Source organism: Caloramator fervidus, assembly GCF_900108045.1.
Classification (GTDB): Bacteria; Bacillota; Clostridia; order Clostridiales; family Caloramatoraceae; genus Caloramator; species Caloramator fervidus.
Map to the genome: position 1 here is coordinate 42,822 of NZ_FNUK01000001.1, position 23,454 is coordinate 66,275.

General features: G+C 30.0%; 24 protein-coding genes and 1 pseudogene. 22 read left to right on the forward strand and 3 right to left on the reverse strand.

Annotation, left to right across the window (positions count from 1 at the left end; genetic code table 11):
- Together C4R78_RS00205 and C4R78_RS00210 are read left to right on the forward strand one after the other, a co-directional pair.
- Positions 1-1,065, forward strand: a complete 1,065-nt coding sequence (locus C4R78_RS00205; RefSeq protein WP_103895076.1) for a mannose-1-phosphate guanylyltransferase — start codon at positions 1-3, stop codon at positions 1,063-1,065.
- A 42-nt stretch (positions 1,066-1,107) separates the two neighbouring features.
- Complete coding sequence (locus tag C4R78_RS00210; RefSeq protein WP_103895077.1) at positions 1,108-1,428, forward strand: hypothetical protein; 321 nt, start codon at positions 1,108-1,110, stop codon at positions 1,426-1,428.
- Positions 1,429-1,443: 15 nt separating this feature from the next.
- On the opposite strand, the gene C4R78_RS00215 is transcribed toward C4R78_RS00210, so the two are convergent.
- Complete coding sequence (locus C4R78_RS00215) at positions 1,444-2,562, reverse strand: glycosyltransferase family 4 protein (protein ID WP_103895078.1); 1,119 nt, start codon at positions 2,560-2,562, stop codon at positions 1,444-1,446.
- 121 nt (positions 2,563-2,683) lie between these two features.
- Between C4R78_RS00215 and C4R78_RS00220 the strand changes: the two genes are divergently transcribed.
- From C4R78_RS00220 to C4R78_RS00230, 3 genes are read left to right on the forward strand one after another with little or no spacing between them, the layout of a single operon-like run.
- On the forward strand, positions 2,684-3,688 hold the full coding sequence (locus C4R78_RS00220) for a CotS family spore coat protein (RefSeq protein ID WP_103895079.1): 1,005 nt from the start codon (positions 2,684-2,686) through the stop codon (positions 3,686-3,688).
- A complete protein-coding gene (locus tag C4R78_RS00225; RefSeq protein WP_103895080.1) occupies positions 3,682-4,530 on the forward strand; it encodes a protein kinase family protein in 849 nt (282 codons plus the stop codon). The genes C4R78_RS00220 and C4R78_RS00225 overlap by 7 nt, the downstream gene beginning before the upstream one ends.
- Positions 4,531-4,542: 12 nt before the next feature.
- A complete protein-coding gene (locus C4R78_RS00230) occupies positions 4,543-5,541 on the forward strand; it encodes a CotS family spore coat protein (RefSeq protein WP_103895081.1) in 999 nt (332 codons plus the stop codon).
- Between the two features lie 14 nt (positions 5,542-5,555).
- Here C4R78_RS00230 and C4R78_RS00235 read toward each other — a convergent pair whose 3' ends face one another.
- On the reverse strand, positions 5,556-6,668 hold the full coding sequence (locus tag C4R78_RS00235; RefSeq protein ID WP_103895082.1) for a glycosyltransferase family 4 protein: 1,113 nt from the start codon (positions 6,666-6,668) through the stop codon (positions 5,556-5,558).
- Between the two features lie 109 nt (positions 6,669-6,777).
- On the opposite strand from C4R78_RS00235, the gene C4R78_RS00240 reads away from it, so the two are divergent.
- From C4R78_RS00240 to spoIIR, 12 genes are all read left to right on the forward strand, one after another.
- Positions 6,778-7,758, forward strand: a complete 981-nt coding sequence (locus C4R78_RS00240) for a CotS family spore coat protein (protein WP_103895083.1) — start codon at positions 6,778-6,780, stop codon at positions 7,756-7,758.
- Between the two features lie 80 nt (positions 7,759-7,838).
- A complete protein-coding gene (yabG, locus tag C4R78_RS00245) occupies positions 7,839-8,681 on the forward strand; it encodes a sporulation peptidase YabG (RefSeq protein WP_103895084.1) in 843 nt (280 codons plus the stop codon).
- 10 nt (positions 8,682-8,691) lie between these two features.
- Positions 8,692-10,005, forward strand: coding sequence for an N-acetylmuramoyl-L-alanine amidase (locus C4R78_RS00250; protein ID WP_103895085.1), 1,314 nt, complete (start codon positions 8,692-8,694; stop codon positions 10,003-10,005).
- A 105-nt stretch (positions 10,006-10,110) separates the two neighbouring features.
- Positions 10,111-10,368, forward strand: coding sequence for a Veg family protein (locus C4R78_RS00255; protein WP_103895086.1), 258 nt, complete (start codon positions 10,111-10,113; stop codon positions 10,366-10,368).
- A gap of 223 nt (positions 10,369-10,591) precedes the next feature.
- A complete protein-coding gene (locus tag C4R78_RS00260; protein WP_103895087.1) occupies positions 10,592-12,130 on the forward strand; it encodes a DUF3794 and LysM peptidoglycan-binding domain-containing protein in 1,539 nt (512 codons plus the stop codon).
- A gap of 85 nt (positions 12,131-12,215) precedes the next feature.
- Positions 12,216-13,079, forward strand: a complete 864-nt coding sequence (ispE, locus tag C4R78_RS00265; RefSeq protein WP_103895088.1) for a 4-(cytidine 5'-diphospho)-2-C-methyl-D-erythritol kinase — start codon at positions 12,216-12,218, stop codon at positions 13,077-13,079.
- A gap of 3 nt (positions 13,080-13,082) precedes the next feature.
- The gene (locus C4R78_RS00270) at positions 13,083-13,811 is read left to right on the forward strand and encodes a nucleotidyltransferase family protein (RefSeq protein ID WP_103895089.1); all 729 of its coding nucleotides are present in this window, start codon (positions 13,083-13,085) and stop codon (positions 13,809-13,811) included.
- Between the two features lie 57 nt (positions 13,812-13,868).
- Positions 13,869-14,072 (forward strand): hypothetical protein, encoded by a 204-nt coding sequence (locus C4R78_RS00275; protein ID WP_103895090.1) that lies wholly within the window; start codon positions 13,869-13,871, stop codon positions 14,070-14,072.
- Positions 14,073-14,083: 11 nt separating this feature from the next.
- A complete protein-coding gene (locus C4R78_RS00280) occupies positions 14,084-15,631 on the forward strand; it encodes a spore germination protein (RefSeq protein ID WP_103895091.1) in 1,548 nt (515 codons plus the stop codon).
- Positions 15,618-16,709 (forward strand): GerAB/ArcD/ProY family transporter, encoded by a 1,092-nt coding sequence (locus C4R78_RS00285; RefSeq protein ID WP_159945753.1) that lies wholly within the window; start codon positions 15,618-15,620, stop codon positions 16,707-16,709. Before C4R78_RS00280 ends, C4R78_RS00285 begins: the two co-directional genes overlap by 14 nt.
- Positions 16,706-17,836, forward strand: a complete 1,131-nt coding sequence (locus C4R78_RS00290) for a Ger(x)C family spore germination protein (RefSeq protein WP_103895093.1) — start codon at positions 16,706-16,708, stop codon at positions 17,834-17,836. The genes C4R78_RS00285 and C4R78_RS00290 overlap by 4 nt, the downstream gene beginning before the upstream one ends.
- Before the next feature lie 59 nt (positions 17,837-17,895).
- Positions 17,896-18,516, forward strand: a complete 621-nt coding sequence (spoIIR, locus tag C4R78_RS00295) for a stage II sporulation protein R (RefSeq protein WP_103895094.1) — start codon at positions 17,896-17,898, stop codon at positions 18,514-18,516.
- On the opposite strand, the gene C4R78_RS00300 is transcribed toward spoIIR, so the two are convergent.
- The gene (locus C4R78_RS00300; RefSeq protein ID WP_159945754.1) at positions 18,509-19,630 is read right to left on the reverse strand and encodes an MGDG synthase family glycosyltransferase; all 1,122 of its coding nucleotides are present in this window, start codon (positions 19,628-19,630) and stop codon (positions 18,509-18,511) included. The genes spoIIR and C4R78_RS00300 overlap by 8 nt on opposite strands.
- 287 nt (positions 19,631-19,917) lie before the next feature.
- Between C4R78_RS00300 and C4R78_RS00305 the strand changes: the two are divergent.
- From C4R78_RS00305 to C4R78_RS00325, 5 genes and pseudogenes are all read left to right on the forward strand, one after another.
- A pseudogene (locus C4R78_RS00305) lies at positions 19,918-20,262 on the forward strand (cell wall hydrolase); the annotation flags it as partial.
- Between the two features lie 10 nt (positions 20,263-20,272).
- On the forward strand, positions 20,273-21,625 hold the full coding sequence (ypeB, locus tag C4R78_RS00310) for a germination protein YpeB (RefSeq protein WP_159945755.1): 1,353 nt from the start codon (positions 20,273-20,275) through the stop codon (positions 21,623-21,625).
- A 68-nt stretch (positions 21,626-21,693) separates the two neighbouring features.
- Positions 21,694-21,870 (forward strand): small, acid-soluble spore protein, alpha/beta type, encoded by a 177-nt coding sequence (locus C4R78_RS00315; protein WP_103895098.1) that lies wholly within the window; start codon positions 21,694-21,696, stop codon positions 21,868-21,870.
- Between the two features lie 110 nt (positions 21,871-21,980).
- Complete coding sequence (murI, locus tag C4R78_RS00320) at positions 21,981-22,793, forward strand: glutamate racemase (RefSeq protein ID WP_479722857.1); 813 nt, start codon at positions 21,981-21,983, stop codon at positions 22,791-22,793.
- 11 nt (positions 22,794-22,804) lie between these two features.
- Positions 22,805-23,230: a YwiB family protein gene (locus C4R78_RS00325; protein ID WP_103895100.1), complete on the forward strand. Its 426-nt coding sequence runs from the start codon at positions 22,805-22,807 to the stop codon at positions 23,228-23,230.
- Positions 23,231-23,454 lie beyond the last annotated feature (224 nt).

Below are 23,454 nucleotides of genomic sequence, written 5' to 3' on the forward strand. Positions count from 1 at the left end.
ATGATATATGCGGTTATATTATCCGGTGGATTAGGCCTTAGATTTTGGCCAAAGTCAAGAAAGAATTTACCTAAACAATTTTTAAGGGTTCTTGGAGAAAAGACTATGATTGAAAACACTGTTGAAAGAATTTCAAATATAATCCCAAACGATAGGATATGCGTTGTTACAAATAATATTTACGTTGACAAGATAAATGAAATATTAAAAATTAAAAGTTCTAACATATTTAAAGAGCCTTTAAATAGAGAGACGGCATCCTGCATAGGTCTTGCAGCTATTAAACTTTTAAAAAGGGATTTTGAAGCTACTATGGTTGTTTTGCCTTCAGATCATTTTATACAAGGTCAAGAGGAGTTTGAAAAAGCTATAATAAAGGCAATAGATGTTGCTCAAGATGGAGACTATCTTGTAACCTTTGGAATTACTCCAACAAGGCCAGAGTCGGGATATGGATATATAGAAGTTGGTGATAGCATAGAAGAGGGGGTTTATAAGGTAAAGCGCTTTATAGAGAAGCCTAACGTTGATGTTGCGGCTTCTTTAATAGAAAAGGGAAATTTTTTGTGGAATAGCGGAATGTTTGTATGGAGGGCAGACAGACTTCTTAGGGAGATTAAAAAGTATCTTCCAGATCTTTATAAGAACCTTATGAGAATCTATGAATATATAGGAACTCCTGATGAGGAAAGAGTTATTAGAGAAGAGTATGAAAAGATAGATGGAATTTCAATAGATTTTGGAGTTATGCAAAGGACCCATAGGGCAGTTGTAATACCAACTAATTTTGTTTGGGATGATATAGGAAGTTTTACATCCCTTGAAAGATTTTTAAATAAAGATGAAAACGGGAATGTAATATCAAATTGTGAAGCAGCAGTTTTGGATGTTAAAAATACTACGATAATAGGGGAAAAAAGGCTTGTTGCAGCAATAGGAGTTAAGGATATGCTTATTGTTGATACCGATGATGTTGTTCTTATATGCCCTAAAGATAGAAGCCAAAGTATAAAGGATCTTGTAAAAAAGATTTCGAATGTAGAAGAACTAGAAAGATTTATATAATATTTGAATATAATATAATAAAAAATTTATAAGGGGCATATTATGGGAGATAATTTAGAAAAAGCAGGCTTTGTTTTAAAATATGATAATTTAAAAAATCTTTTAGAGTGTGAATTAACTCCTTTGATGGATATTCTTTTAAAAATTTCATATATATCCGTTAATTTTGCCAATACTGCAAGTATAATAAAGAATATCACTATAAATGAAACCCATGAAGTGGAGGAATTTTTGGACATAGTTTTTGATATGAGGAAGGTTGCAGACAAACTTGAGGATATAATAGAATATCGTTCTGATATTTTGTTTAAAGTTATAAAGTCAGGAATTTTTGATGCAAAAAATATTTTAGAAAAAAAATAAACTTATCCCCCGCCTTTATAAGTGGGGGATAAGTTTATATATGTCTAGAGTTTCTTTTGCTGTTTTTTCCCATGAAAAAAATTTACTTCTTTCATATCCTTTATTTGCAATATCCTCCCTAAGCTTATCATTTGAAATAAGCTCTTCAATTGAGTTTTTAAGCTTATCTGTATCTTTAGGGTCTATAAGTATAGCTCCGTCTTTAACTATTTCTGGGATTGATGTTACATTTGAAGTTATTACGGCGGTTTTACAGGACATAGCTTCAAGAGGAGGAAGTCCAAAACCCTCATAAAGGGAAGGATATATAAAAATTAAGCAGGCGTTGTAAAATATAGGAAGCATCTCATAGGGGACATATCCTGTAAATATAATCTTTCCTTCTAGATTAAATTTTTGGCACATTTTTTCAAGCTCTTCTTTTTCATCTTTTATCTGACCTACTATAACAAGCCTTATATCTTTGGTTAGATTTTTTATCAATTTTGAATAGGCAAGTATTATTGATTTTACGTTTTTTCTTGAGCTAAATCCCCCAAGATAAAGAAGAAAGTCAAAATCTATGTTATATTTTTTCTTTAATATAAATTTGCATATTTCTTTATCAAGAGGTCTAAAATATTTTTCTGCTGCAAGGTATGTTACTTTTATTTTTGATTCATCTACATTAAAAAATCTTATTATATCGTTTTTTGAATAATTTGAAACTGTAATTATTAAATCAGAGTTTTCGATTATGCTTGGCATTTGGGATAAAAATTTTTTTAAATATCCTTTTCCAACAGTTTCTGGCATAACATAGGGTATAAGATCGTGGATTGTTGTTATCATCTTGCATTTTTTATCTTTAGGGAAACCTATTCCGTTTTGGGGAAGGTGATATAAATCTATTTTATTTTTTTCAAGGTTTTTAGGTATAAAGTATTCTTCAAAAAATCTATGATGTTTTCTTGATGTAATGCATACCTTTATGTTGCTTTTTACAATTTTATCATAGTTGTCTCCTTGCCAGTAAAGAAGATATTGGTTTTCGTCATCTAAAAGGGATATATATTTTAGTATATTTTGAATATATGTTCCAATTCCAGTTCCTGAATACCAATTAAAGCCCCTTGCGTCTATAGCAATTTTCATTTTATCACTCCTAAATTGATTATATTCTATTTATATTACTTTAATTTCTTTTTTGTGCATATTGATCACACAATTTAAAGATTTACATATTATAAATTAGAATGCTTTTAAAAGTGAGACTATGAGGGAATTAATTAGTTTAATTGAAAATAAATATAATATTAAAGTTTTAAACATAGAAAAGCACAAAAATGTTTACAAAATATATTCAGATAAAAATTACTGTCTTAAAGTTTCAAGATATCAAAGGGAGGAGTTTGAATTTATTTTAGCTTGTATAAATCACCTTTTAAAAAAGGGATTTAAAAATGTTCTACCTATTATTAAAACTTGTGATGGTGAGGATTTTATAGAACTTAATGATTCCTTTGCTTTTTTAACGGATTGGGTTGAATCAAGGCATTTAGATTTTAAAAATCCTGTTGAACTTAAAATGGCGGTTGAAACTTTAGCAAATCTTCATCTAGCCTCTAGAAATTTTCAATATAAAAAAGTAAAGGGACGAAATCTTTATGGAAAATGGATAGATAAGTTTGAAAAAAGATTAAATCAACTTTTGATATTTAAATCAATTATAGTTTCAAAGGATGAAAAAACAGAATTTGATAAAGTATATTTAAAGCACATAGATATTCATTATAAGCAAGGTTTAGATTCTATTAAAAAGCTTAAGCAATCAAGATACTTTGAGATAGTTGAAAAGCATAAAAGATTAAATGAATTTTGTCATCACGATAGCGCAAATCACAATTTTTTAGTAGATGATCTTTTAAACGTATATTTAATAGACTTTGACTATTGTGTTTTAGATTCTCATCTTCATGATTTAGCCAGCATAATCATAAGAAGTTTAAGATATGGAAATTGGAGTATAGATACTTTAAAGTATATACTTTCGATTTATTCAAGAATTATTCCTATAGAAGATCAAGAAGTTTACCTTATATACTGCTTTATGGAATTTCCACAGGATTTTTGGCAGGTAGGGCTTCAGTATTATGTAGAAAATCAGCCTTGGGAGGAAGATGTTTTTCTAAAAAGGCTTTTTAGGGTTACGGAGGATCATAAAGAAAGGTTTAATTTTTTAGATGAGTTTTATAAAGAATTAGGGGTGGGGTTATGTTAAAGGAAATTGATTGTAAAGAATGGAAGGTAGTTTATGCAAAATATCTTCAGGATTATTTGTATCAAAGAGGTTTTAGAAAAGTTATTGAAATAAAGTATAACAAAGAAGGAAAGCTTTATACTATAAAGCAAAATAAACTTTTTATACAAATTGAAAAAATAGATGGAAAACCTTTGGGGCTTTATAATGATAAAAACATAAAGGAATTTGTAAGGGTTTTAGCTGAGTTTCATAATGCTTCTGAAGGTTTTTCAAAGCCCCCTGGGGTTAAGATGAATGTAAAATGGGGAAAAACTTTAGAAAAGTATAAGAAACTTGTTAAAAGTCTCGAAAAATTTAAAGATATTATAAAGGACAAAAAAGATTTAACTGAATTTGAAAAGACTGTAGAACCTTATGTTGACAGTCTTTTGAAAAGAAGTAAGGATATAATGAAGATTTTCAGAAGCATAAATTATCTTATGGCCCTTGAAGATAGCATGAAAAGAAAAGAAATATGTTTAAATAAAATATCAAAAAATACAGCTTTAAAAACTAAAAGAGGAATAATTATCATAGATATATTTAATTCAGGATATAACATGATAGAGGAGGATATTGCAAAGCTTGTAAAAAAGGTAATAGAAAAAACAGGCAAAAAGGATATGTTTGATGTTATAATATCTGAATATAATAAAGTAAGGCCTTTAAGTCAAAGTTCTGTTGAATATATAAAAGCTCATGTATCTTTTCCTTATGATACACTAAAAATTATTTCAAAATATCTAAAGGGTGAAGAAGTTGATTTAAAGAAGCTTAAAAAGGCTGTCTATAAAGATGATATATGTAATTTGGGGGTGTAAGGGGTGGACTTTATGTCCAAAGATAGAAGAGAGCTTTCCTGCTTTTACCTTGATGATAAATTGTTTGATGCTTTTAATTTAAAGGTTTCCGAGGCTGTTCCTGTAAGATCTGTTTTTATTCTTGAAACGGATAAAGGGGTTAAGATATTAAAAAGGGTAAAATATGATATAGAAGATCTTATGTTTATATATAATTCATTAAATAAAATAAGAGAAAATTATGCTTATGTTGTAAACTTTAGACTTACAAAAGATGAAAAACCTTATTTGATTTATAATGATGAAGTTTATGTAGTTTTAGATTGCATTAATGCAAGGGAAGCCTTATTTGAAAATCCTTTGGACTTGAAAAAGGTTTCAATTAACCTTGCAAGATTTCATAAAGCAGGAGAAAATATAGAAAGTTATGAAAGAAGAAATTTAAAAGGTAAGATGATAGAAAGGTTAGCTTTAAGAATAAAAAATTTAGAAAAATTTAAAGACATTGCAGATATGCATGTTAATAAAACAAGATTTGATGAGATTTTTCTACAAAATGTGGATTATTATATTGAAAAAATAAAGGAAGCTGTGGATTTTCTTGAAAGGGCAGATTATAAGAATTTAAAAGATTGTGTTTTTTGCCATCATGACCTTGCTCATCATAATGTTATGATAGATGAACAAGATAATGTATATTTTGTGGATTTTGACTTTTGTATTTTAGATTCAAGAATTCATGATCTTGCAAATATTATAAACAAAGCTTTAAAGGACAATAATTTTACCGTTGATACAGCAAACATTATTTTAGATAATTATTGTAAAGAATACAAACTTTCTAAACACGAGATAAACATATTATATGGGCTTTTGCTTTTCCCTAAAGATTTTTACGATATATCAAGGGATTATTATTTCAAAACCAAACTTTGGGATGAGGAAGAATATCTAGATAAGCTTATAAGAAAAGCAGGGTATAAAGAGGATATAGACAAGTTTTTAAAGGATTTTAAAAAGATATGGTTATAGGTCCCTATTGGGACCTAATTTTTTAAAAGTTTATATATCATAATAGTTTCTATTGCCGTTTTTCTCCATGAATAGTAAGAGCTTCTTAAAAGGCCTTTTAGTTTAAGATTTTCGTAAAGTTTTTTATCTTCGATAAGCATAAGCATTTTTTCTGAGATATCATAGGGGTTTTTAGGATCTATATATAAAGCATCTTCCTTTAATATCTCAGGTATTGATGTAGAAAAGGATGCTATAACTGGAGTTCCACAGGCCATAGCTTCAAGAGGAGGCAGACCAAATCCTTCATAAAAGGATGGATACACAAGCATGTAGGCGGCATTGTAAAATAAAGGTAAATCCTCAACTTCAATAAATCCAGGGAATAATACATCGTTTTTAAGGCCTAAGTTGTATGCAAGGTCTCTATAATCATAGTAAGAACGCCCTTTTTTTCCAAGTATCACAAGTTTGAAGTTTCCTATTTTATTTTTAATAATGCTAAAGGCTTGTATTAGTCCTTTTATGTTTTTTCTTGGGCTAAATCCCCCAACATAAAGTATAAAGTCATCTTCTATACCATATTTTTCTTTTAATTTAGCTTTACATAAATTTTTATTCATGGGTTTATAAATATCTTCTGCTGCAAGATAAGTTACATATATTTTTTCTTCAGGATATCCTAAAGTTTTTGCTATGTCTTTTTTTGAGTATTCTGATACGGTTATTATAGCATCGCACATTGGAACTATTTTTGGAACTTCTTGAAGATATATTTTAAGATATTGAGGACCTACTGTTTCAGGCATTTTATATGGTATAACATCGTGAAGGGTTATTATGAATTTACAATTTTTTTCACAAGGAAGTCCGATACCATTTTGAGGAACGTGGTATATTTCAATTCCTGTATCTGTTAATATGTTTGGTATATCGACTTCTTCCCAAAAAGTTTCCTTGTTGTATTTTTCTATATTTTTTACTTTAAAGTTTTCATCAAGCTCAAAGTCAAGGCTTCCTTCAAGAAAGAGAAGATACTTATTCTCTTTATCTAGAAGAGATATGTTTTTAATAAGCTGATAGGTATAAGTTCCTATCCCTGTTCCTCTATACCAAACCGCTGCCCTTGAGTCTATACCTATATTCATAAAATCACCTTTTAAAATGTATACAGTTTATAATATGAAAAAAACTTTTGATTTGTGAATACTCATAAAACAAATTAAGAAAACATAAAAATTATTAGGGGGTGGTAGAATGGTTAGAGAAACAGAAATTTCAACACAGTTTGGATTTGAAATAAAAGAGCTTATACCTAAAAGAGGAGTATATCTTGCAAAAACTGATAAGGGAAATAAATGTTTGAAAAAGGTAAATTATGGGCCTCATAAGTTAATGTATATATATAAAGCTAAAGAGCATATAATAAACAATGGTTTTCCATGGATAGATAAAAATGAGTTATCTTTAAATGGAGTGCCGTATGCTTTTGTTAATGATGATATATATGTTGTTACAGAATGGATAGATGGAAGAGAATGTGATTTTAGGGATGAAAAGGATTTAGAAACTGCAGCAAAGACTTTAGCAAGATTTCATTTATCTGCAAGGAATTTTGTTCCTGAAGATAATCTAAAGGCAAGGAACGATATAGGTAAACTTCCTTATACCTTTGAAAAAAGGCTTTCAACTTTAAATAAAATGAGGGATCTTGCAAGGAAGAATAAAAAGAAAACTGAATTTGATATGCTTTATCTTGAAAACGTTGATTTTTATATAGATCTTGCAAAAAGGGCTATAAAAATTTTGGATCTTGAGGCTTATAATAGGGTGTGTCAAAAGGATTTACAAGATAAGGTTCTTTGCCACCATGATTTTACTTATCATAATATATTAATAAAGGAAAATGGAGAGGTTTATATAGTAGATTTTGATTATTGCAAGGAAGAAATACAGGTTTATGATTTATCCACTCTTATGGTAAAGGCGTTAAAGAGGGTGGACTGGGATGTTGAAAAAGGAAGGTTGATAGTTGAAAGCTATAATTTAATAAAGCCTCTTACAAAGGATGAGATGAATGTTTTAAAGGCCCTTTTAACCTTCCCTCAGAGATTTTGGAGAGTGGCTAATAGGTATTATTATAAAGAGCCAGGCTGGAATGAACAAAGCTTTACTAAAAAGATAAAGGAAATATTAGCAGAGAAAGAAAATTATATGAATTTCATAGAAAGTTTTTAATCCGGGATTTCCCGGATTTTTTTGTCAATATTTTATTTGACTACATATTATGTAATATAGAAATATCAAAGGATGGTATTATGGAAGAATTAAAGGTGGGGGATGTAGTTGTAAGGAAATCTTATGGAAAAGATGTTTATTTTAAAATAACCGAAATAATAAAAGGGGAAGATGGGGAAAATATATACATTTTAAAAGGAATTGAACTTAGAATAATTGCAGATGCAAAGGGAGAGGATTTAGAAAGGATTGATTTAAATAAAGTTAATGAATATAACGAGATTTTCAACAGAAAAATCAATGCAAGGATTAAAAAGATACTTTTAAACAGAAAAGTCCCTATAAAAAAAGATAGGGGCGAGGATAGTATTTTGGGGAGAGCAGGCAAGGTTTTGCATATAGATGGAGATGAGGAGTATTTAAATATTTGTTTAAAGGGATATAAAAAACTTGGCATAAATGTTGTTGGAAAATTTGTAAAAGAGGAGGACCAGCCTGGTGTTGTCATAGATTTTTTAAGGGAGGTAAGGCCTGATATTTTAGTTCTTACAGGGCACGATGGTATAATAAAAGGAAAAGATATAAAGGATTTAAACAGCTACAGAAACTCAAGGTATTTTATAGAAGCTGTAAAAAGAGCAAGGGAATATGAGCCTTCCTTTGATGATTTAGTTATATTTGCAGGAGCCTGTCAATCCTTTTATGAGGCTTTAATAGATGCTGGAGCAAATTTTGCAAGTTCTCCATCAAGGGTTTTAATACACGCTTTAGATCCTGTTTTTATTTGTGAAAAAATAGCCTTTTCAAGCATAACTAAGTTTTTATCTCCTTCAGAGGTTTTAAAAAGCACTATAACAGGAGATAAAGGAATAGGAGGATTGGAAACAAGGGGGAAGTTTAGGGAAACTTCCCATAAAATTTAGAGGTGATGTTATGGATCTAAAGGTTAAAATAAAAGACAAATATTATGAGCTTGAAAAGGCGACTTTATATTTTTTAAGTAGTATGGACATTTTAAACTATGAGATGGAAGTTTTAAAGGCGCTTTCTGTCCTTGCAAGAAGCAAAATGCTAAAAGGAAATAGGAATTTAGGAAAAGATGAAAAATTAGATTTTTATCTTGATGATTCAAGTTTTTTAAATCTTGACAGCAACAAGAAAGAAAAATTAGAAAAGGCTGTGTATGAAACAGAAGGAATTATTGCAAAGTATAATGAAAAGTTAGTGGATTTTTATGTTACCAAAAATTGTTCAGGAGGGACAGCAAACTCGGAAGATGTTTTAGGATATAAAATAGGATATTTAAGAAAGGTTATATGTAAGTTTTGCAAAAGAAAGACAACAGAAAGTTATTTAGACCTTAAATTAAATGGAATGAATATATCCTACAAAAACGATGTGCAAGGAATTTTTGAAAAAGTCGAAAGGGACGAGACAGGAAGGATAAAAAGTTTATTTATAAGGGATAAAAAGCTAAGTGGAAAAGATTTTGTGGAGTTTTTAAATTTAAACAGCAATAGGGTTTATTTTATTCAAAATATAGTAGGGATAAAGCAGATAGGGGAAGGTTTAGGGCTTGGAATTTGTTTGGATGGGGCAAACGAAATGGCAAGATTAGGAAAAAACTATGAGGAAATTTTAAAATATTATTATACAGGAATAGATATAGTTAAAATAGATAAACAATATCTTTTAAATTACTTTAACAACAAAAAAATAATAATAGATCCAGGGCATGGAGGAGATGATTTTGGCAATTTAGGACTTGAGTGTGAAAAAAATATTAGTCTAAAGATAGCCTTATATCTTAAAAAGCTTTTGCAAAATAAGGCTTGTAATGTATTGCTGACAAGGGAAGAGGATAAATATTTATCTTTGCAAGATAGAATAAATATTATAAACAAAGAAAGGCCAGACTTTTTTATATCAATTCATCAAAATGCATTTTTAAATGAGACAATAAATGGGGCAGAAAGCTATTGTTACAAAAATGATGAAGAATCTATTGAACTTTCTAATTTAATTCTTGAGAATCTTAACAAGGATTTAAATATAAAAAATAGAGGGGTAAGGATAGGGGACTATTTTATTTTAAGAGAAGCTAAAGTAAGTGGAGTTATATTAGAGTGTTTTTATATAACAGGAAATGAAGATAAAAAATTTATAAACGAGGAAGGATATAAGAGGGTTGCAAACAGTATTTATAAGGCAATCTGTAGCTATTTTGGAGTAAATTTTAATATATAAATTATATATTGACATTTTGTAAAATAGTTGTTAAAATATTTAAATTATTTGTTGACGAAACACCCTCTGTAGTGTAAAATATTGTAATGGAAAGAGGGTGTTTTTATGAGGGGAAAAGATCTTTTAAATGCCATCAAAAAAAATATTGATGCGCATGTTGGTGAAAGGGTTGTAATTAAAGCCAATAGTGGTCGAAAAAGGTTTATAGTAAAAGAAGGCATTCTTGAAAAGACTTATCCTCATATTTTTACAGTTAGAGTAGAAGGCAGCGACAACACAGCAAGGACGATATCCTACAGCTATTCAGATATATTGACGCAAAGCGTTCAAATAATATTCAAGAATAAAAACGTAGCAATGTAAAGGCCCGAAAGGGCTTTTTTTTTATACAGAAAAGCCACCCGTTAGGGTGGCTTTTCTGTGGGGTTATGGGTTTGGCAGCTATTTTTAGGGGGATAAACAAGGATTTCAACAAGTAATTATTATAAGAAAAATAAGATGTATGTCAATATATTTTAAGTAAAAAGTAATATTTTTAATTTTGTGAATATATACTGTATTAGGTAAATTAGGGGGAGGGATTAAATTGGCAGTTGAGTTTGTAAAGGATATAATAAACTACGAAGATTTTATAGGGGAAGGCCAAAGCCAAACTATGGTTAATGGGGATATAGTTATATCTGAAAGGGAGGCAGATGTTTCAAAGGTTCTTTATGCAGATTCTGATGTATATATATTAAACAGTCAAGTTGTGGAGGATAAGGTTATAGTAGAGGGAAAGGTAAATTTTAGAATTTATTATGCTTCAAATGATTTAAGAAGCATTTTTAAAGCAGAGAGCGTTTCTAATTTTACTCATAATCTTCAAATCCCCGGGGTAGGGAATGAGGATAGTGCTTATGTTGAGGCACAAGTAGAGCATTTAGATTATCAAATATTAACTAATAAAAAGATAAAGGCAAATGCAGTTGTAAACATAAAAGGATATGCAACTAGAAAGCAAAGTGCAGAAACAATTGTTGATATAAAGGGTCAAGACATTCAAATGCTTAGGGAAAATTTGGATTTTGATGAATACTTAAAGGAAGTCAAAGATGGAATTATTGTAAAATCAGAGATTGATTCTTTAGAGGAAATTGAGGATATAGTAAAAACAGATGTGTTTGTATATAAAAAAGAGCTTCAAATAGTAGATGATAAGGTTCTTTTAAATGCAGTAGCAAAGGTAAGAATTTTAGCTTTAGGAAAAGATGAAAAGTATTTAGTATTAGAACAGGATGTTCCATTTAGTCATGAGATTGAGGTTGAAGATTTAAAGCCTAACATGAAATTAGATTTAAGCTGTAAAGTTAAAGATGTTTATATTGATGTAATCGAAAATGATCAGGGAGAGAGAAAGAAGGTTTTACTTGAAGCTAATATAGATGTTTATATAAAGGTTTATTCTAAAAGACAAATTCAAAGCATACAGGATGCATATTCTTCAGATACTAGATATGAATTTGAAAAGTCAAACTTAAGATGTTTTGCATATTTTAATGAAGTTTATGAATCACAAGTTTTGAAGGAAAAGATAATTATAGACGATGAAAACATAAAAGATGTTAAATATGTAAGCATAAAGCCTTATATTACAGAAGTTAAAGTATTTGAAGATAAAGTATCCTGTGAAGGAGTTTTAAGGTATGCGCTTGTTTATTTAAATAAAGAAGATGCTCTTGAAGGATTTGAAGATGAATTGCCTTTTAAGTTTTCCCTTGATATAGAAGGCGCTAGAATAGACATGATTTCAAAGTGCTATGTAGATATTGAAACTTTAGATTATGAAAAGTTTTCTGACAAAGAAGTGGATTTAAAAGTAAGTATTGTTTGTCACGTTAAGTTATACAAAAAAGATAATTTAGAAATACTAAAGTCAATATTTGAAGTTGATATATCAGATATAATAAAGAACATGCCAAGTCTTGTCATATATACTGTTCAACCCCATGATACTTTATGGAAGATTGCTAAAAAGTATGGAACTAAGATTGAGGATATAATAAAACTTAATGATATTGAAAATCCAGATTACATTGAACCAGGAATGAAACTTATAATTCCTAAAAAAACATTTATGAAATAAGACACCCTTTTGGGTGTCTTTTTAACTGTGTTGAATATACTTATAAAATGATATATAATTTTTTAAAATCGAAAGAGGTGATAGTGTGGAAAGCATAAGTTTAAAATGTCCTGCAAAAGTAAATTTATCTTTAGATGTTGTAGGAAAAAGAGAGGATGGATATCATCTTTTAAGAATGATAAATCAAAGCGTTTCTTTATATGATTACATTAAGGTAGAGAAATTTAAAAAAGGAATAGTTGTAACATCAAATAAATATGATATCCCTCTAGATTCTTCAAATACATGTTATAAAGCCGCAAAGTGTATATTAGAAAAATTTCAAATAGACTCAGGGGTTAAAATACATATAGAAAAGAATATACCCTATGGTGCTGGTCTTGGAGGAGGAAGTTCAGATGCGGCAGGCGTTATAAAGGCTATGAAGGAACTTTTTAATCTTAATATGTCCCTTGAAGATATGATGAATATAGGAGTTTTAGTTGGGGCAGATGTTCCTTATTGTATAGTAAATAGAACAAGCCTTGTGGAAGGCATAGGAGAGGTGGTAACTCCAATTGAAAAAATAGAGGATTTGTATATAGTTATTGCAAAGCCTAAAGTAAATATATCTACTAAAGAAGTTTATTCTAAATTAAAACTTGATGAGATAAATAAAAGACCTGATATAGATAAACTTTTAAATTATATAAAGGCTAAAAATTATAAAATGCTTGCATCTAATATGGTAAATGTTTTAGAAACAGTAACTTTAGTTGAGTATCCTATATTAAATGAAATTAAAAATATAATGCTTGAGTTTAATGCTGAGGGAAGCATAATGACAGGAAGTGGTTCAGCCATAATAGGAGTTTTTCAAGACAAAAAACAAGCTGAAATTTGTTATAATAGATTAAGAGATTATTTAAAGGATGTTTTTTTAGTTAAAACAGTAAATGAAGGGGTGTAATTTATGGTAAATGCTTTAATACTTGCGGGGGATAGGGGAAAGGATGGAACTCCTAAGGCATTAATAAAGATAAAAGATAGGTATATGATAGAGTTTCTTATAGAAGCTTTAAAAAGTTCAGGGGTTGTTAAAAATATTTATGTAGTAGGAGATGAGATTTTAAATAATAAAATAGGGCATTTAGTAGATGGGTTTATAAAATCAAAGGGTGAGATGTTTGAGAATCTAAGATTTGGAATAAAAGTTATAGGGGACTTTGAAACTCCTGTTTTAGCCTGTACGTCAGATATTCCTTTAGTTAAGGGTGAGGCTGTTAAAGAGTTTGTTTTAGAGTGTCAAAAACTAAATTTAGATGTAGGATATCCTATAATAGATAAAAGACTTAATGATGAAAAATATCCAGATGTTAGAAGAACTTATGTAAAATTAAAGGAAGGAACCTTTACAGGAGGTAATTTAGCATACATAAATCCTAAGGTTATAGATAGGGCAACTAAAAAGGTAGAGGAGCTTATAGCTTATAGGAAAAAACCTTTAAAAATGGCAAGGGTTCTAGGAGTCAACTTTTTAGTAAAATTAGCCCTTGGGATTTTAAGCTTAGATGCAGTTGAAAAAAAGATTTGTGATATGTTTAAAGTAAAAGGAAAAGCCATACTAACAAAATACCCAGAGATAGGGAATGATGTGGATAAACCGGAAGATATAGAATTTGTAAAAAGATATGTAAGCTGATTTTCAGCTTACATATTTTTTTATAATTTGGGGAAAATAAAGTTGGGAGATGGTAACATGAGTGAGGTTTTTGGTTTTATCAAGGATGTTTTTAATACCAATGCCTTTATACTTTTTATAATTTCAACTGTGTTTTTATATTTTGATGGCCTTTATTATAAGAATAAAGGTTTAACCTCTGAAGCAAGGTTTTCAAATATTTGCTGTTATGTTTTAGTGGCTTTAACAATAATTATTTATATCGTAGTAAAGATACTTTAAGGGTGGTGCTTATGTTAAAGAGAAAAAAAGAAGTTACATATACATATAGTCCCTCTTCTAAGACTAAAGTTAGCAAAGACATTGAGGAAAATATAGAAATTATAAAGACAATGCTTAAAGATTGTGATGATGTTGTTTTTAGGGAATTTGAGGTTGGTGGAGATGGCGGAGAAAAGATGTTTTTATTTTACGTAGATGGAATGGCAGATAAGCTTTTATTAGATGAGTTTGTTTTAATGCCTCTTATGATTTCATCAAGGGAAGTTGCACCTGATTTTAATCAGATAAAAAACAAACTTTATGAGGTTACAAAGGATAATGCCATGGTGGTAACTGACTTTAAAGAAATGGACATCATAGAAGATATAGTTATGGAGGTTTTAAGCGGTGATACGGCCCTTTTTATAAGCAATACTGATAAAGTCCTTTTAATAGCCACAAAAGCTTTTCCAACAAGGAGTGTTTCAGAACCTTCTGCAGAGATAGTAATAAGAGGGCCAAGGGATGGATTTACAGAAACCATAAGAATAAACACTGCTTTGATAAGAAGAAGAATAAGGGATCCAAGGTTTAAGATAAAACAAAAAAGAATAGGAGTAAGGTCAAAAACCGACATTGCAATAATGTACATAGAGGATATAGTTGACAAAAGAGTTTTAGACCAGCTTTATTCAAAGCTTGATAAGATAAACATAGATGCAATAATAGACAGCGGATATATTCAGCAGCTTATTGAAGATAAAGTGTTTTCTATATTTCCCCAAGCCCAAACAACCGAAAGGCCTGATGTTGTTGCAGCTGCAGTTTATGAGGGAAGGGTTGGGATACTTGTAGATAATTCTCCATTTGCCTTGATTGTTCCTGTCACAATAAATGCTTTTTTTCAATCCGGAGAGGATTATTATTCAAGGCCTGTGATTTCTACTTTTATAAGATTTTTAAGAATTATTGCAGGAGCCCTTTCTATATTGGCACCATCCCTTTATATAGCGATAACTTCCTTTCATCCTCAAATAATTCCTGCAAAGCTTGCCCTATCAATTGCAGCAACAAGGGAGGGAGTTCCTTTCCCTGCCTTTGTTGAGGCAATAATAATGGAGGCTACCTTTGAACTTTTAAGGGAGGCTGGAGTTAGGCTGCCAAGGCCTATAGGCTCTACTATAGGTATAGTTGGAGGTCTTGTAATAGGTCAGGCGGCAGTAGCTGCAGGAATAGTAAGTCCTATTATGGTTATAGTGGTTGCTATAACTGCTATATCAAGTTTTAGCATAACAAATTATGAGCTTGCAACTGCTTTAAGGCTTTTAAGGTTTATATTTATGATTGCAGCATCAATCTATGGACTATATGGAATAGTTCTTTCTTATATTGGAACTTTAATATATGTTGTTAACTTAAAAAGTTTTGGAACACCATATCTTGCGCCTTTATCTCCTTTTTATATTACCGACATGAAGGATTCTATTTTTAAATTGCCTTTAAAATACTTAAAAACAAGGCCTTTACATTTTGATCCTCAAGATATAATAAGGCAGGGTGATGAAGATGGTTCCAAATGATGATAAAATATCACAATTTCAGGTAGCCCTTATAGTATTTTTAACTCCTATAGGAGTTGGAATATTTACACTTCCCTCCACCCTTGCAAAAGATGTTGAAACAAATGGCTGGTTAAGCCTTATATTAGGGGGGCTTGTTTGTCTTTTGGAAATTTATTTTATATGTTGCATCGCTAAAAAATATTCTCCAGCTAAATTTACAGATGTTTTAAAACAGCTTTTTGGAAAATTTTTAGGAACTATTTTTGCTGTTATAATTTTTATCTATTTTTTAATTTTTTCTGCCTTAGAGGTTAGGTTATTTGCAGAGACAACAAAAATGTATTTGTTATATAAAACACCTTTGGAATATATAATTATTCCATTTCTTTTCCTTGGGATTATTTTAGCAAGGTGTGGCATAGAGCCTATAGCAAGGTTTTTTGAAGCCGTTATATATTTAGTTGCAATTACGTTTATTTTGGTTTTTCTTTTATACCTTCCAAAAAGCGATTATTCAAACCTTTTACCTGTTTTAAGAATACATCCTTTAAAACTTTTAAAGGGAGTTGAGGACAGCTTCTTTTCCTTTTCTGGTTTTGAAGTTTTGTTACTGCTTTTTCCTTTTATGAGGGATTCTAAAAAGTCTTTTAAAGTTTCAGCTATTTCTATCATGTTAATTACTTTTATCTATGTTGTAATATTTGTTCAATGTATAGCAAGATTTGGAGTTGATTATACTAAGACTTTACTTTATCCAACTTTATCCCTTATAAAATCTTCAGATGTTCCAGGAGCTTTTATAGAGGGAATTGAAGGTCTTTTGTTTTCCCTTTGGATAGTTTTGATTTTTACTACGCTTGCTATGTTTATTTTTGCTTATAGTGTGATTGCAGGAGATTTATTAAAACAAAAAGAAGCAAAACATATTGTAATTTTATTTTTACCTGCAGTTTATATAGTTTCGCTTTTGCCGGATAATATTGCATCTACCTTTGAATTGGTTGATAAACTTATAAAATCCTTAGGTTATTTTGTTATATTAATCCTCCCTACCCTTATGTTTATAGTATCCAAAATAAAGGGGGAGAGAGCATGAAAAGATTGATGTTTGTTTTTTTGGCTATGCTAATTTTTGCAGGTTGCTGGGATAAAATTGAAATTGAAGATAGAATATTTGTATATGGGATTGCAATTGATAAGGTTTCAAATGAATTGAATAAATCTAAAGGCCCCTTTTATGAATATGTAAATGAAAACATAGAGGTTACTTTTTTAATCCCCAATCCTTCTAAGGTTGTATCAGGAGAACAGAATGTTTTTGAAAACATAACTGTAAGGGCAGGAAGTATTCCGGAGGCTATAGAAAAGGTTTTTAAAAAGCAAAATAGGCACCTTTTCTTTGGTCATGAAAAGCTTTTAATACTTGGAGAGGCAGTTTTAAGGGATGATAAGATCTTAAAAGAAATTGTAGATTGGATAGATAGGGATCCTCAAAAAAATAGATCTAGCTTTGTTGTTGCAACAAAGGATGTAAAAGGTATTATAAATATTACTCCAAAGCTTGAAAAACTTTTAGTTCCTTATATAATTGGAACCTTAAAAAATCAAGAGGAAGTTTCAACATTATTGAATATTGATTTTAATGGTTTTGTATCAAATTTTAAGGTTAACGGAGTTGCTATTTTACCTATTATAAATAAAGTAAAGGATGAAGGGGTTATAAAGAATGTGTTTTTAATAAAGGATTATAAGCTCTTAAAGGAAGTTGATGATAGATATATAAGAGGATATTCTATATTAACTAATTCTTTAAAGGGAGGAAGAAAACTATTTAAATACAAAGATCATGTTTTATCTTATCTTATATCAAATTCTCATGCTAGCCTAGAGGCAAAGGAGGAAGATGGCAAAATAAATTTTAATGTCAAGGTTAAAATGGAGGGAGATATTGAGGATTTTATTTTAAACGAAGATTTATTAAAGGCTGATATTGTTCATAATATCGAAAAAAGCATTAAAGAGCAGTTTGAAAACGAACTTTATGAGACGGTAAGGTATTTTCAAGATACAGGATATGATTATCTTAAATTAAAGGATTGGACTAAAAAGCATCAGTATAGTCTTTATAAAAAATATGAAAAAAATTGGGATGAGGCTTTTAAAACGGCAAAGTTTAATTTTGATTTTGAAGTTAAAATAAGAAGAGTAGGGGTTGTAAGATGAATAAAAAAATAAATTTTGGGAATACTTTAAGCTAAAGATAAAAATGAGGGGGACAAAGTATGAGAAGAATAATAGCTTTTTTAACATCTTTAGTGTTGTTTGTTTTTATATTTGGAATAGGAAGCTTTAAAGATAAGGAGGATATTATAAGATTTCATGTCATAGCAAACAGCGACAGCATAGAGGATCAAAGCGTAAAGCTTAAGGTTAGGGATAGAATATTAAAGGAATTTTACCCTATGTTAAAGGATGTAAAAGATTATGATGAGAGTTTAAAAATTTTAAAGGAGGATATATCAAAGGTTGAAGACATAGCAAACAGCGTTTTAAAGGAAAATGGATTTAATTATACCGCCAAAGCATACATTGGAAAGTTTAATTTTCCTGCTAAGCAATATGGAGATTTAGTAGTTCCTCCAGGAGAATATATGGCCCTTAGAGTAGTTCTTGGAAAAGGAGAAGGTAAGAATTGGTGGTGTGTAATGTTCCCCCCTCTTTGTTTTATAGACATAACAAGAGGAAAAATTGATAAAGAAAGCGAGGAAATTCTTAAAAAGGCTCTTTATGAAGACAGCATAGATGTTTTTAAAACAAATAAAAAGAGTAAGATAGAGTTTAGATTAAAAAGTTTAGAAATAATATCAAAGGCTATAAAAAGGGCAAAGATTGGGGCTAGATAGCCTCATTCTTTGCCATTTTTAATAGAAGATTTGCAATATCTTTAGAGGCGTTTGGCTTTGCCTTTTCTCTTGCCATATCCTGCATATATTTTAATCTTGTTTTGCTTGAGATTATTTGATTTATCAAAATTGGTATGTTTTCTACTTTTCTTGCGTAGGCTGCTATTCCGCAGTTTAAAAGGTATTCTGTATTTTTTTCCTCTTGGCCGGGTATTGGATTTGATAATATAATTGGAAGGCCTTTTACTAAGGCTTCGCTTATTGTAAGGCCTCCGGGTTTTGTTATTAATATATCGCTTGCTGACATTAAAAGATTTATATTCTCTGTATAGCCTAGTATTTTTGTTTTTTTATTTGATTTATTTGCTAAATTTATAAGTTGATTTTTTAAAAAGGTGTTGTGGCCAGCAACTGCTATTATTTGAACATCTAAATCGCTATATATTAATCTTTCAAATATTTCCTTTATATTTCCTATTCCAAGGCCTCCCCCCATTAAAAGAAGGGTTAGCTTATCTTCAAGATCCAAGGTTTTTCTAGCATAGGATTTGTCTATATGATTTAAAAATTCAGGGGATACAGGAATTCCTATTGGATATATTTTTTCTTTAGTTACGCCAAAATTTAAAAGGTCTTCTACAAAATCTTCATTGGGTATTATATATGCATCTATGCGTTCGTGAATCCAAAAAGGGTGCGGTGCATAGTCTGTCAATATTGCAATTGCTGGTATGTTTGTTTTGCCTTTTCTTTTTAATATAGACATAATTTCTATAGGGAAAGGGTGGGTGCAAAGAACCACATCAGGTTTTTTTTCATCTAATAAATTTTTAAGTTTTATTGAAAAAAGGTCGTGGACTAGGTTTGAAATAGCTGATATAGCATCTTCGTTTTCGGAATAGTAGTAAAGCTTCCCATAAAGTTTGGGAGTCTTTTTTAATGATTTTAAATATCCTCCGATTATTAACTTATCTACTATAGGGTTTATATATTTTAAAGTATCTATTATTTCAAAATCAACATCTATGTTATTTTCTTCATAATATCTTTTTATAGCCTCTGCAGCTTTTTCATGACCTTTTCCTGCTGAAACTGTAAGGGCAATTATTTTCAATATTATCACCTCTTAGGTTAAATTATATACTAATTTAAAGTATAAAGTGTTTATATTACAAAGGATTAACATAAACTTTAAAAAAATTTTAATTTAAATACATATTAATGAAAAAAATGTAAAAAATATCTTTAGAGTTGTTTTAAAGGAGGGATTATATGAAAAGAATAGTTCAAATATTCCTTCCGTCCTTAATATTATTTTTTATATTTCAAGTAATTATGCAATTTAATTCTACTGAAGCTGTATCATATAAATCTTTTAAAAAATCAAAAATTCAAAGAAGTGATGTCAACCTTCTTGCAAGGGCTATAAATGGAGAAGCAAGAGGGGAGCCTTATATAGGACAGGTTGCAGTTGGTGCTGTTATAATAAACAGAACAAGGGATCCAAGATTTCCAAATACAATAGCTGGAGTTATTTATCAGCCAGGCGCCTTTACAGCAGTATCTGATGGTCAGATAAATGCAAAGCTTGAAAAAACTCCTGTAAGAGCTGCTAACGATGCGTTAAACGGCTGGGATCCTTCAGGTGGAGCACTTTATTATTATAATCCTGCAAAAACAACTAATAAATGGATATGGTCAAGACCTGTTATAAAAAGAATAGGAAAACATGTTTTTTGTAAGTAGGAGGGATATTATGTTTAACAAAAGATCTTTTCTTGCTATAATAGTTTCAATTATAGTTGTTGGAACATCAACATATAGTTTTTTGCTATATCTTGATAGAAAGGAATTTAGAAATTATCTTCAAGGACAATATCAAAGAAGCTTGTATGATCTTATTTCAAGCGTTGAAGGAATTCAAGTTTCTTTATCAAAGGCTAGAGTTACATCTTCTCCAAAGCAGGCCCTTATACTTTTTAGCGATATTTGGAGGCAGGCAAGTATTGCACAGGATAAGCTTAATTCTCTACCAATTCCTCACAATGCGATTAGTCAAACTACTAAATTTTTAACTCAAGTTGGAGATTTTTGTTACTCACTTTTAAAAACTATAAATTCTGGGCAAAGCCTTTCAGAAGCAGATATTAATACTATAGAAAAGCTTACAGACTTTGCAGGATATTTAAATGTGGAACTTCACAATTTAGAGAGGGATATAAGCCAAGGAAATATAGATTGGACTGAAATTAAAAATCAGGGATCTTCTATGTTTAGAAGAAATCTTTCTGAAACTGTCGATATGAAATTTGAAAGAATTGCTAAAGAACTTCAGCAATATCCGACGTTAATATATGATGGACCTTTTTCTGAAAATGTTTTAAATATAAAACCTAGAATTTTAAATGAAAGGGAAGTTTCACAGGATGAAGCAAAAAAGATAGCAGCAAAAATAATTGGAGAAAATAGGGTAGAATCTATATCAATATACAGCGATAAGACCAGTGATAAAATACCAACCTATGCTTTTTCTGTAAAGGTAAAGGGTAGAAAGGATAGCATAAGCATTGACATTAGCAAAAATGGAGGAAATGTAGTTTATATGATTGACCCTAGGGATGTTTCAAAACAAACTATAAAAATTAATAAAGCAGTTGATATAGGACTTAAGTTTTTAGAAAGAATTGGATATAAATCTATGATTCCTACATATGTTTTAAAATATGATAATGTAGCTGTTATAAATTATGTTTACGTTCAGGATAGGGTTGTTGTTTATCCTGATCAAATAAAGCTTAAAGTTGCCCTTGATAATGGTGATATAGTTGGAATAGAGGCTATGCATTATTTAACTTCCCATACTCAAAGGGATATAAAAAAGCCTAGGATTTCAGTAGAAGAGGCAAGACAAAATGTAAGTAAAAAACTAGATATAAAAAATGTAAGGCTTTGTATAATACCTATGGAATCTTTAAGGGAAGTTTATTGTTATGAGTTTTATGGAACATACAGGGGAGAAAAATTCTTGGTTTACATAAATGCAATAGATGGAACAGAAGAAAGAATTTTAAAGATTATAGATACTCCAAATGGTGAGCTTACAATGTAAAATATTACATGATTAATATTTAAATCTTAGGGAAACATAATTGTAGGAACAAAACAGGGGGGATGAAAATGTCAAGAAGACATGGGATTATGTCAGAGGCTTTAAAATACGAGCTTGCAAAAGAACTTGGAGTTTATGACATAGTCCAAAGAGAAGGTTGGGGTTCAGTAACTTCAAGGGATTGTGGTAATTTAGTTGCGGCAGCGATAAGATATGCCTCAAGGTTAGTTGAGGAAAAAAGATAAGCGGGTGCCTTTGCACCCGCTTAATTTTTACTTTACAAATACCTTATGTTGTTTTATTATTTACTTGTTATAAAAGAATATAATTATTATAGAAAATTTAAAGGTAGGGGATGAGATTGGATCCAAGGCCTATAGGAGTTTTTGATTCTGGAATAGGAGGATTAACGGTAGTAAAGGAAATAATGGAATTTCTTCCAAATGAAAATATAGTATATTTTGGAGATACAGCAAGGGTTCCTTATGGTTCAAAATCAGCAGAAACTGTAATAAGGTTTGCTTTTCAAAATACTAGGTTTTTACTTACTAAAGATGTAAAGGCTATTGTTGTTGCTTGTAATACAGCTTCTGCAGTAGCTCTTAAAATGCTTCAAGAATCCTTTGATGTTCCTATAATTGGAGTTATAAGCCCTGGTGCTAATGCTGCAGTTAAAGCTACAAAAAATAAAAAAATAGGTATTATAGGAACAGAAGGGACTATAAACAGCAGAGCCTATGAAAAGGAGATAAAGAGGCTTTTGCCGGATGCAGAAATTTTTGCATATCCTTGTCCTTTGTTTGTTCCAATAGTTGAAGAAGGTTGGGCTAATACTAAAGTTTCATATATGGTTGCTGAGGAATATTTAAAACCCCTTAAGGCTTCTTTAATTGATTCTTTGGTTATGGGATGTACTCATTATCCTCTTTTGACTAAAGTTGTTGATGATGTTTTAGATCATAAGGTTAAGCTTATAAATCCTGCAAGGGAGACAGCTATAGAATTGAAAAATATTTTAATTCAAAATGGGATTGAAAACAAAGAGGATGCTTTAGGACAGTATGAATATTATGTAAGCGATAATCCTGAAAAATTTAAAAGGGTTGGAGGAAACTTCTTAGAGCATGATATAATTAATATTAAAAAGATAGACATAGAAAAATACTAGTAGGTGATAGCATGACTAAAAAGAAGGCAATTATTTCAGTTAAAACAGTTCAAGACATAGATGGAGAAAGGGAAGTTATAGAGCTTGTTACTGAAGGGGATTTTTATAGACTTGGAGAGGATTTTATTGCTGAATATGATGAGACAGAAATATCAGGAATGGAAGGAACAAAAACAACCCTTAAAATTGAAAAGGATAAAGTAAGTATTATAAGAAGAGGGACTACTAATTCCGATCTTGAATTTAAAAAGGGAGAAACCACCTTTAGCTTGTATAGTACACCTTTTGGGGTTTTAAATATTACAATAAAGCCTATTTTAGTTCAAATCAACGTTGATGAAAATGGTGGAAATGTAAAACTTGAGTATCAAGTAAATACTAATAACTCTGGATTTATCGAAAATGTTTTAGAACTTAAGATAACTCCTAAAAATTAAAACACCCTTTTGGGTGTTTTAATTTTTTTATCTTAAAGTTATATTAAAGTTAAAGTTTAAGTTGAAGTTTATTACAATAATTAACAATTTATTACTTCAACAGGATATTTTGTAAAAAAATAAAGGATTTATATTTTTATGTTTTTCTACAAAAGTTAACATTGTTTAATTTTAAAGATAATGCTAATATATAATTTGAAAAACATTGGAAAAAAAGAGGGGGA

Excerpts from the sequence above, each read along its gene's own strand:
- C4R78_RS00225 (WP_103895080.1), top strand. The coding sequence starts at position 3,682 with ATGTTAAAGGAAATTGATTGTAAAGAATGGAAGGTAGTTTATGCAAAA.
- C4R78_RS00210 (WP_103895077.1), top strand. The coding sequence starts at position 1,108 with ATGGGAGATAATTTAGAAAAAGCAGGCTTTGTTTTAAAATATGATAAT.
- C4R78_RS00290 (WP_103895093.1), top strand. The coding sequence starts at position 16,706 with ATGAAAAGATTGATGTTTGTTTTTTTGGCTATGCTAATTTTTGCAGGT.
- C4R78_RS00315 (WP_103895098.1), top strand. The coding sequence starts at position 21,694 with ATGTCAAGAAGACATGGGATTATGTCAGAGGCTTTAAAATACGAGCTT.
- ypeB (WP_159945755.1), top strand. The coding sequence starts at position 20,273 with ATGTTTAACAAAAGATCTTTTCTTGCTATAATAGTTTCAATTATAGTT.
- C4R78_RS00285 (WP_159945753.1), top strand. The coding sequence starts at position 15,618 with ATGGTTCCAAATGATGATAAAATATCACAATTTCAGGTAGCCCTTATA.
- C4R78_RS00255 (WP_103895086.1), top strand. The coding sequence starts at position 10,111 with ATGAGGGGAAAAGATCTTTTAAATGCCATCAAAAAAAATATTGATGCG.
- C4R78_RS00240 (WP_103895083.1), top strand. The coding sequence starts at position 6,778 with ATGGTTAGAGAAACAGAAATTTCAACACAGTTTGGATTTGAAATAAAA.
- C4R78_RS00275 (WP_103895090.1), top strand. The coding sequence starts at position 13,869 with ATGAGTGAGGTTTTTGGTTTTATCAAGGATGTTTTTAATACCAATGCC.
- C4R78_RS00270 (WP_103895089.1), top strand. The coding sequence starts at position 13,083 with ATGGTAAATGCTTTAATACTTGCGGGGGATAGGGGAAAGGATGGAACT.
- C4R78_RS00235 (WP_103895082.1), bottom strand. The coding sequence starts at position 6,668 with ATGAATATAGGTATAGACTCAAGGGCAGCGGTTTGGTATAGAGGAACA.
- yabG (WP_103895084.1), top strand. The coding sequence starts at position 7,839 with ATGGAAGAATTAAAGGTGGGGGATGTAGTTGTAAGGAAATCTTATGGA.
- C4R78_RS00325 (WP_103895100.1), top strand. The coding sequence starts at position 22,805 with ATGACTAAAAAGAAGGCAATTATTTCAGTTAAAACAGTTCAAGACATA.
- C4R78_RS00230 (WP_103895081.1), top strand. The coding sequence starts at position 4,543 with ATGTCCAAAGATAGAAGAGAGCTTTCCTGCTTTTACCTTGATGATAAA.
- C4R78_RS00280 (WP_103895091.1), top strand. The coding sequence starts at position 14,084 with ATGTTAAAGAGAAAAAAAGAAGTTACATATACATATAGTCCCTCTTCT.
- C4R78_RS00250 (WP_103895085.1), top strand. The coding sequence starts at position 8,692 with ATGGATCTAAAGGTTAAAATAAAAGACAAATATTATGAGCTTGAAAAG.
- C4R78_RS00205 (WP_103895076.1), top strand. The coding sequence starts at position 1 with ATGATATATGCGGTTATATTATCCGGTGGATTAGGCCTTAGATTTTGG.
- spoIIR (WP_103895094.1), top strand. The coding sequence starts at position 17,896 with ATGAGAAGAATAATAGCTTTTTTAACATCTTTAGTGTTGTTTGTTTTT.
- C4R78_RS00215 (WP_103895078.1), bottom strand. The coding sequence starts at position 2,562 with ATGAAAATTGCTATAGACGCAAGGGGCTTTAATTGGTATTCAGGAACT.
- C4R78_RS00220 (WP_103895079.1), top strand. The coding sequence starts at position 2,684 with ATGAGGGAATTAATTAGTTTAATTGAAAATAAATATAATATTAAAGTT.
- murI (WP_479722857.1), top strand. The coding sequence starts at position 21,981 with ATGAGATTGGATCCAAGGCCTATAGGAGTTTTTGATTCTGGAATAGGA.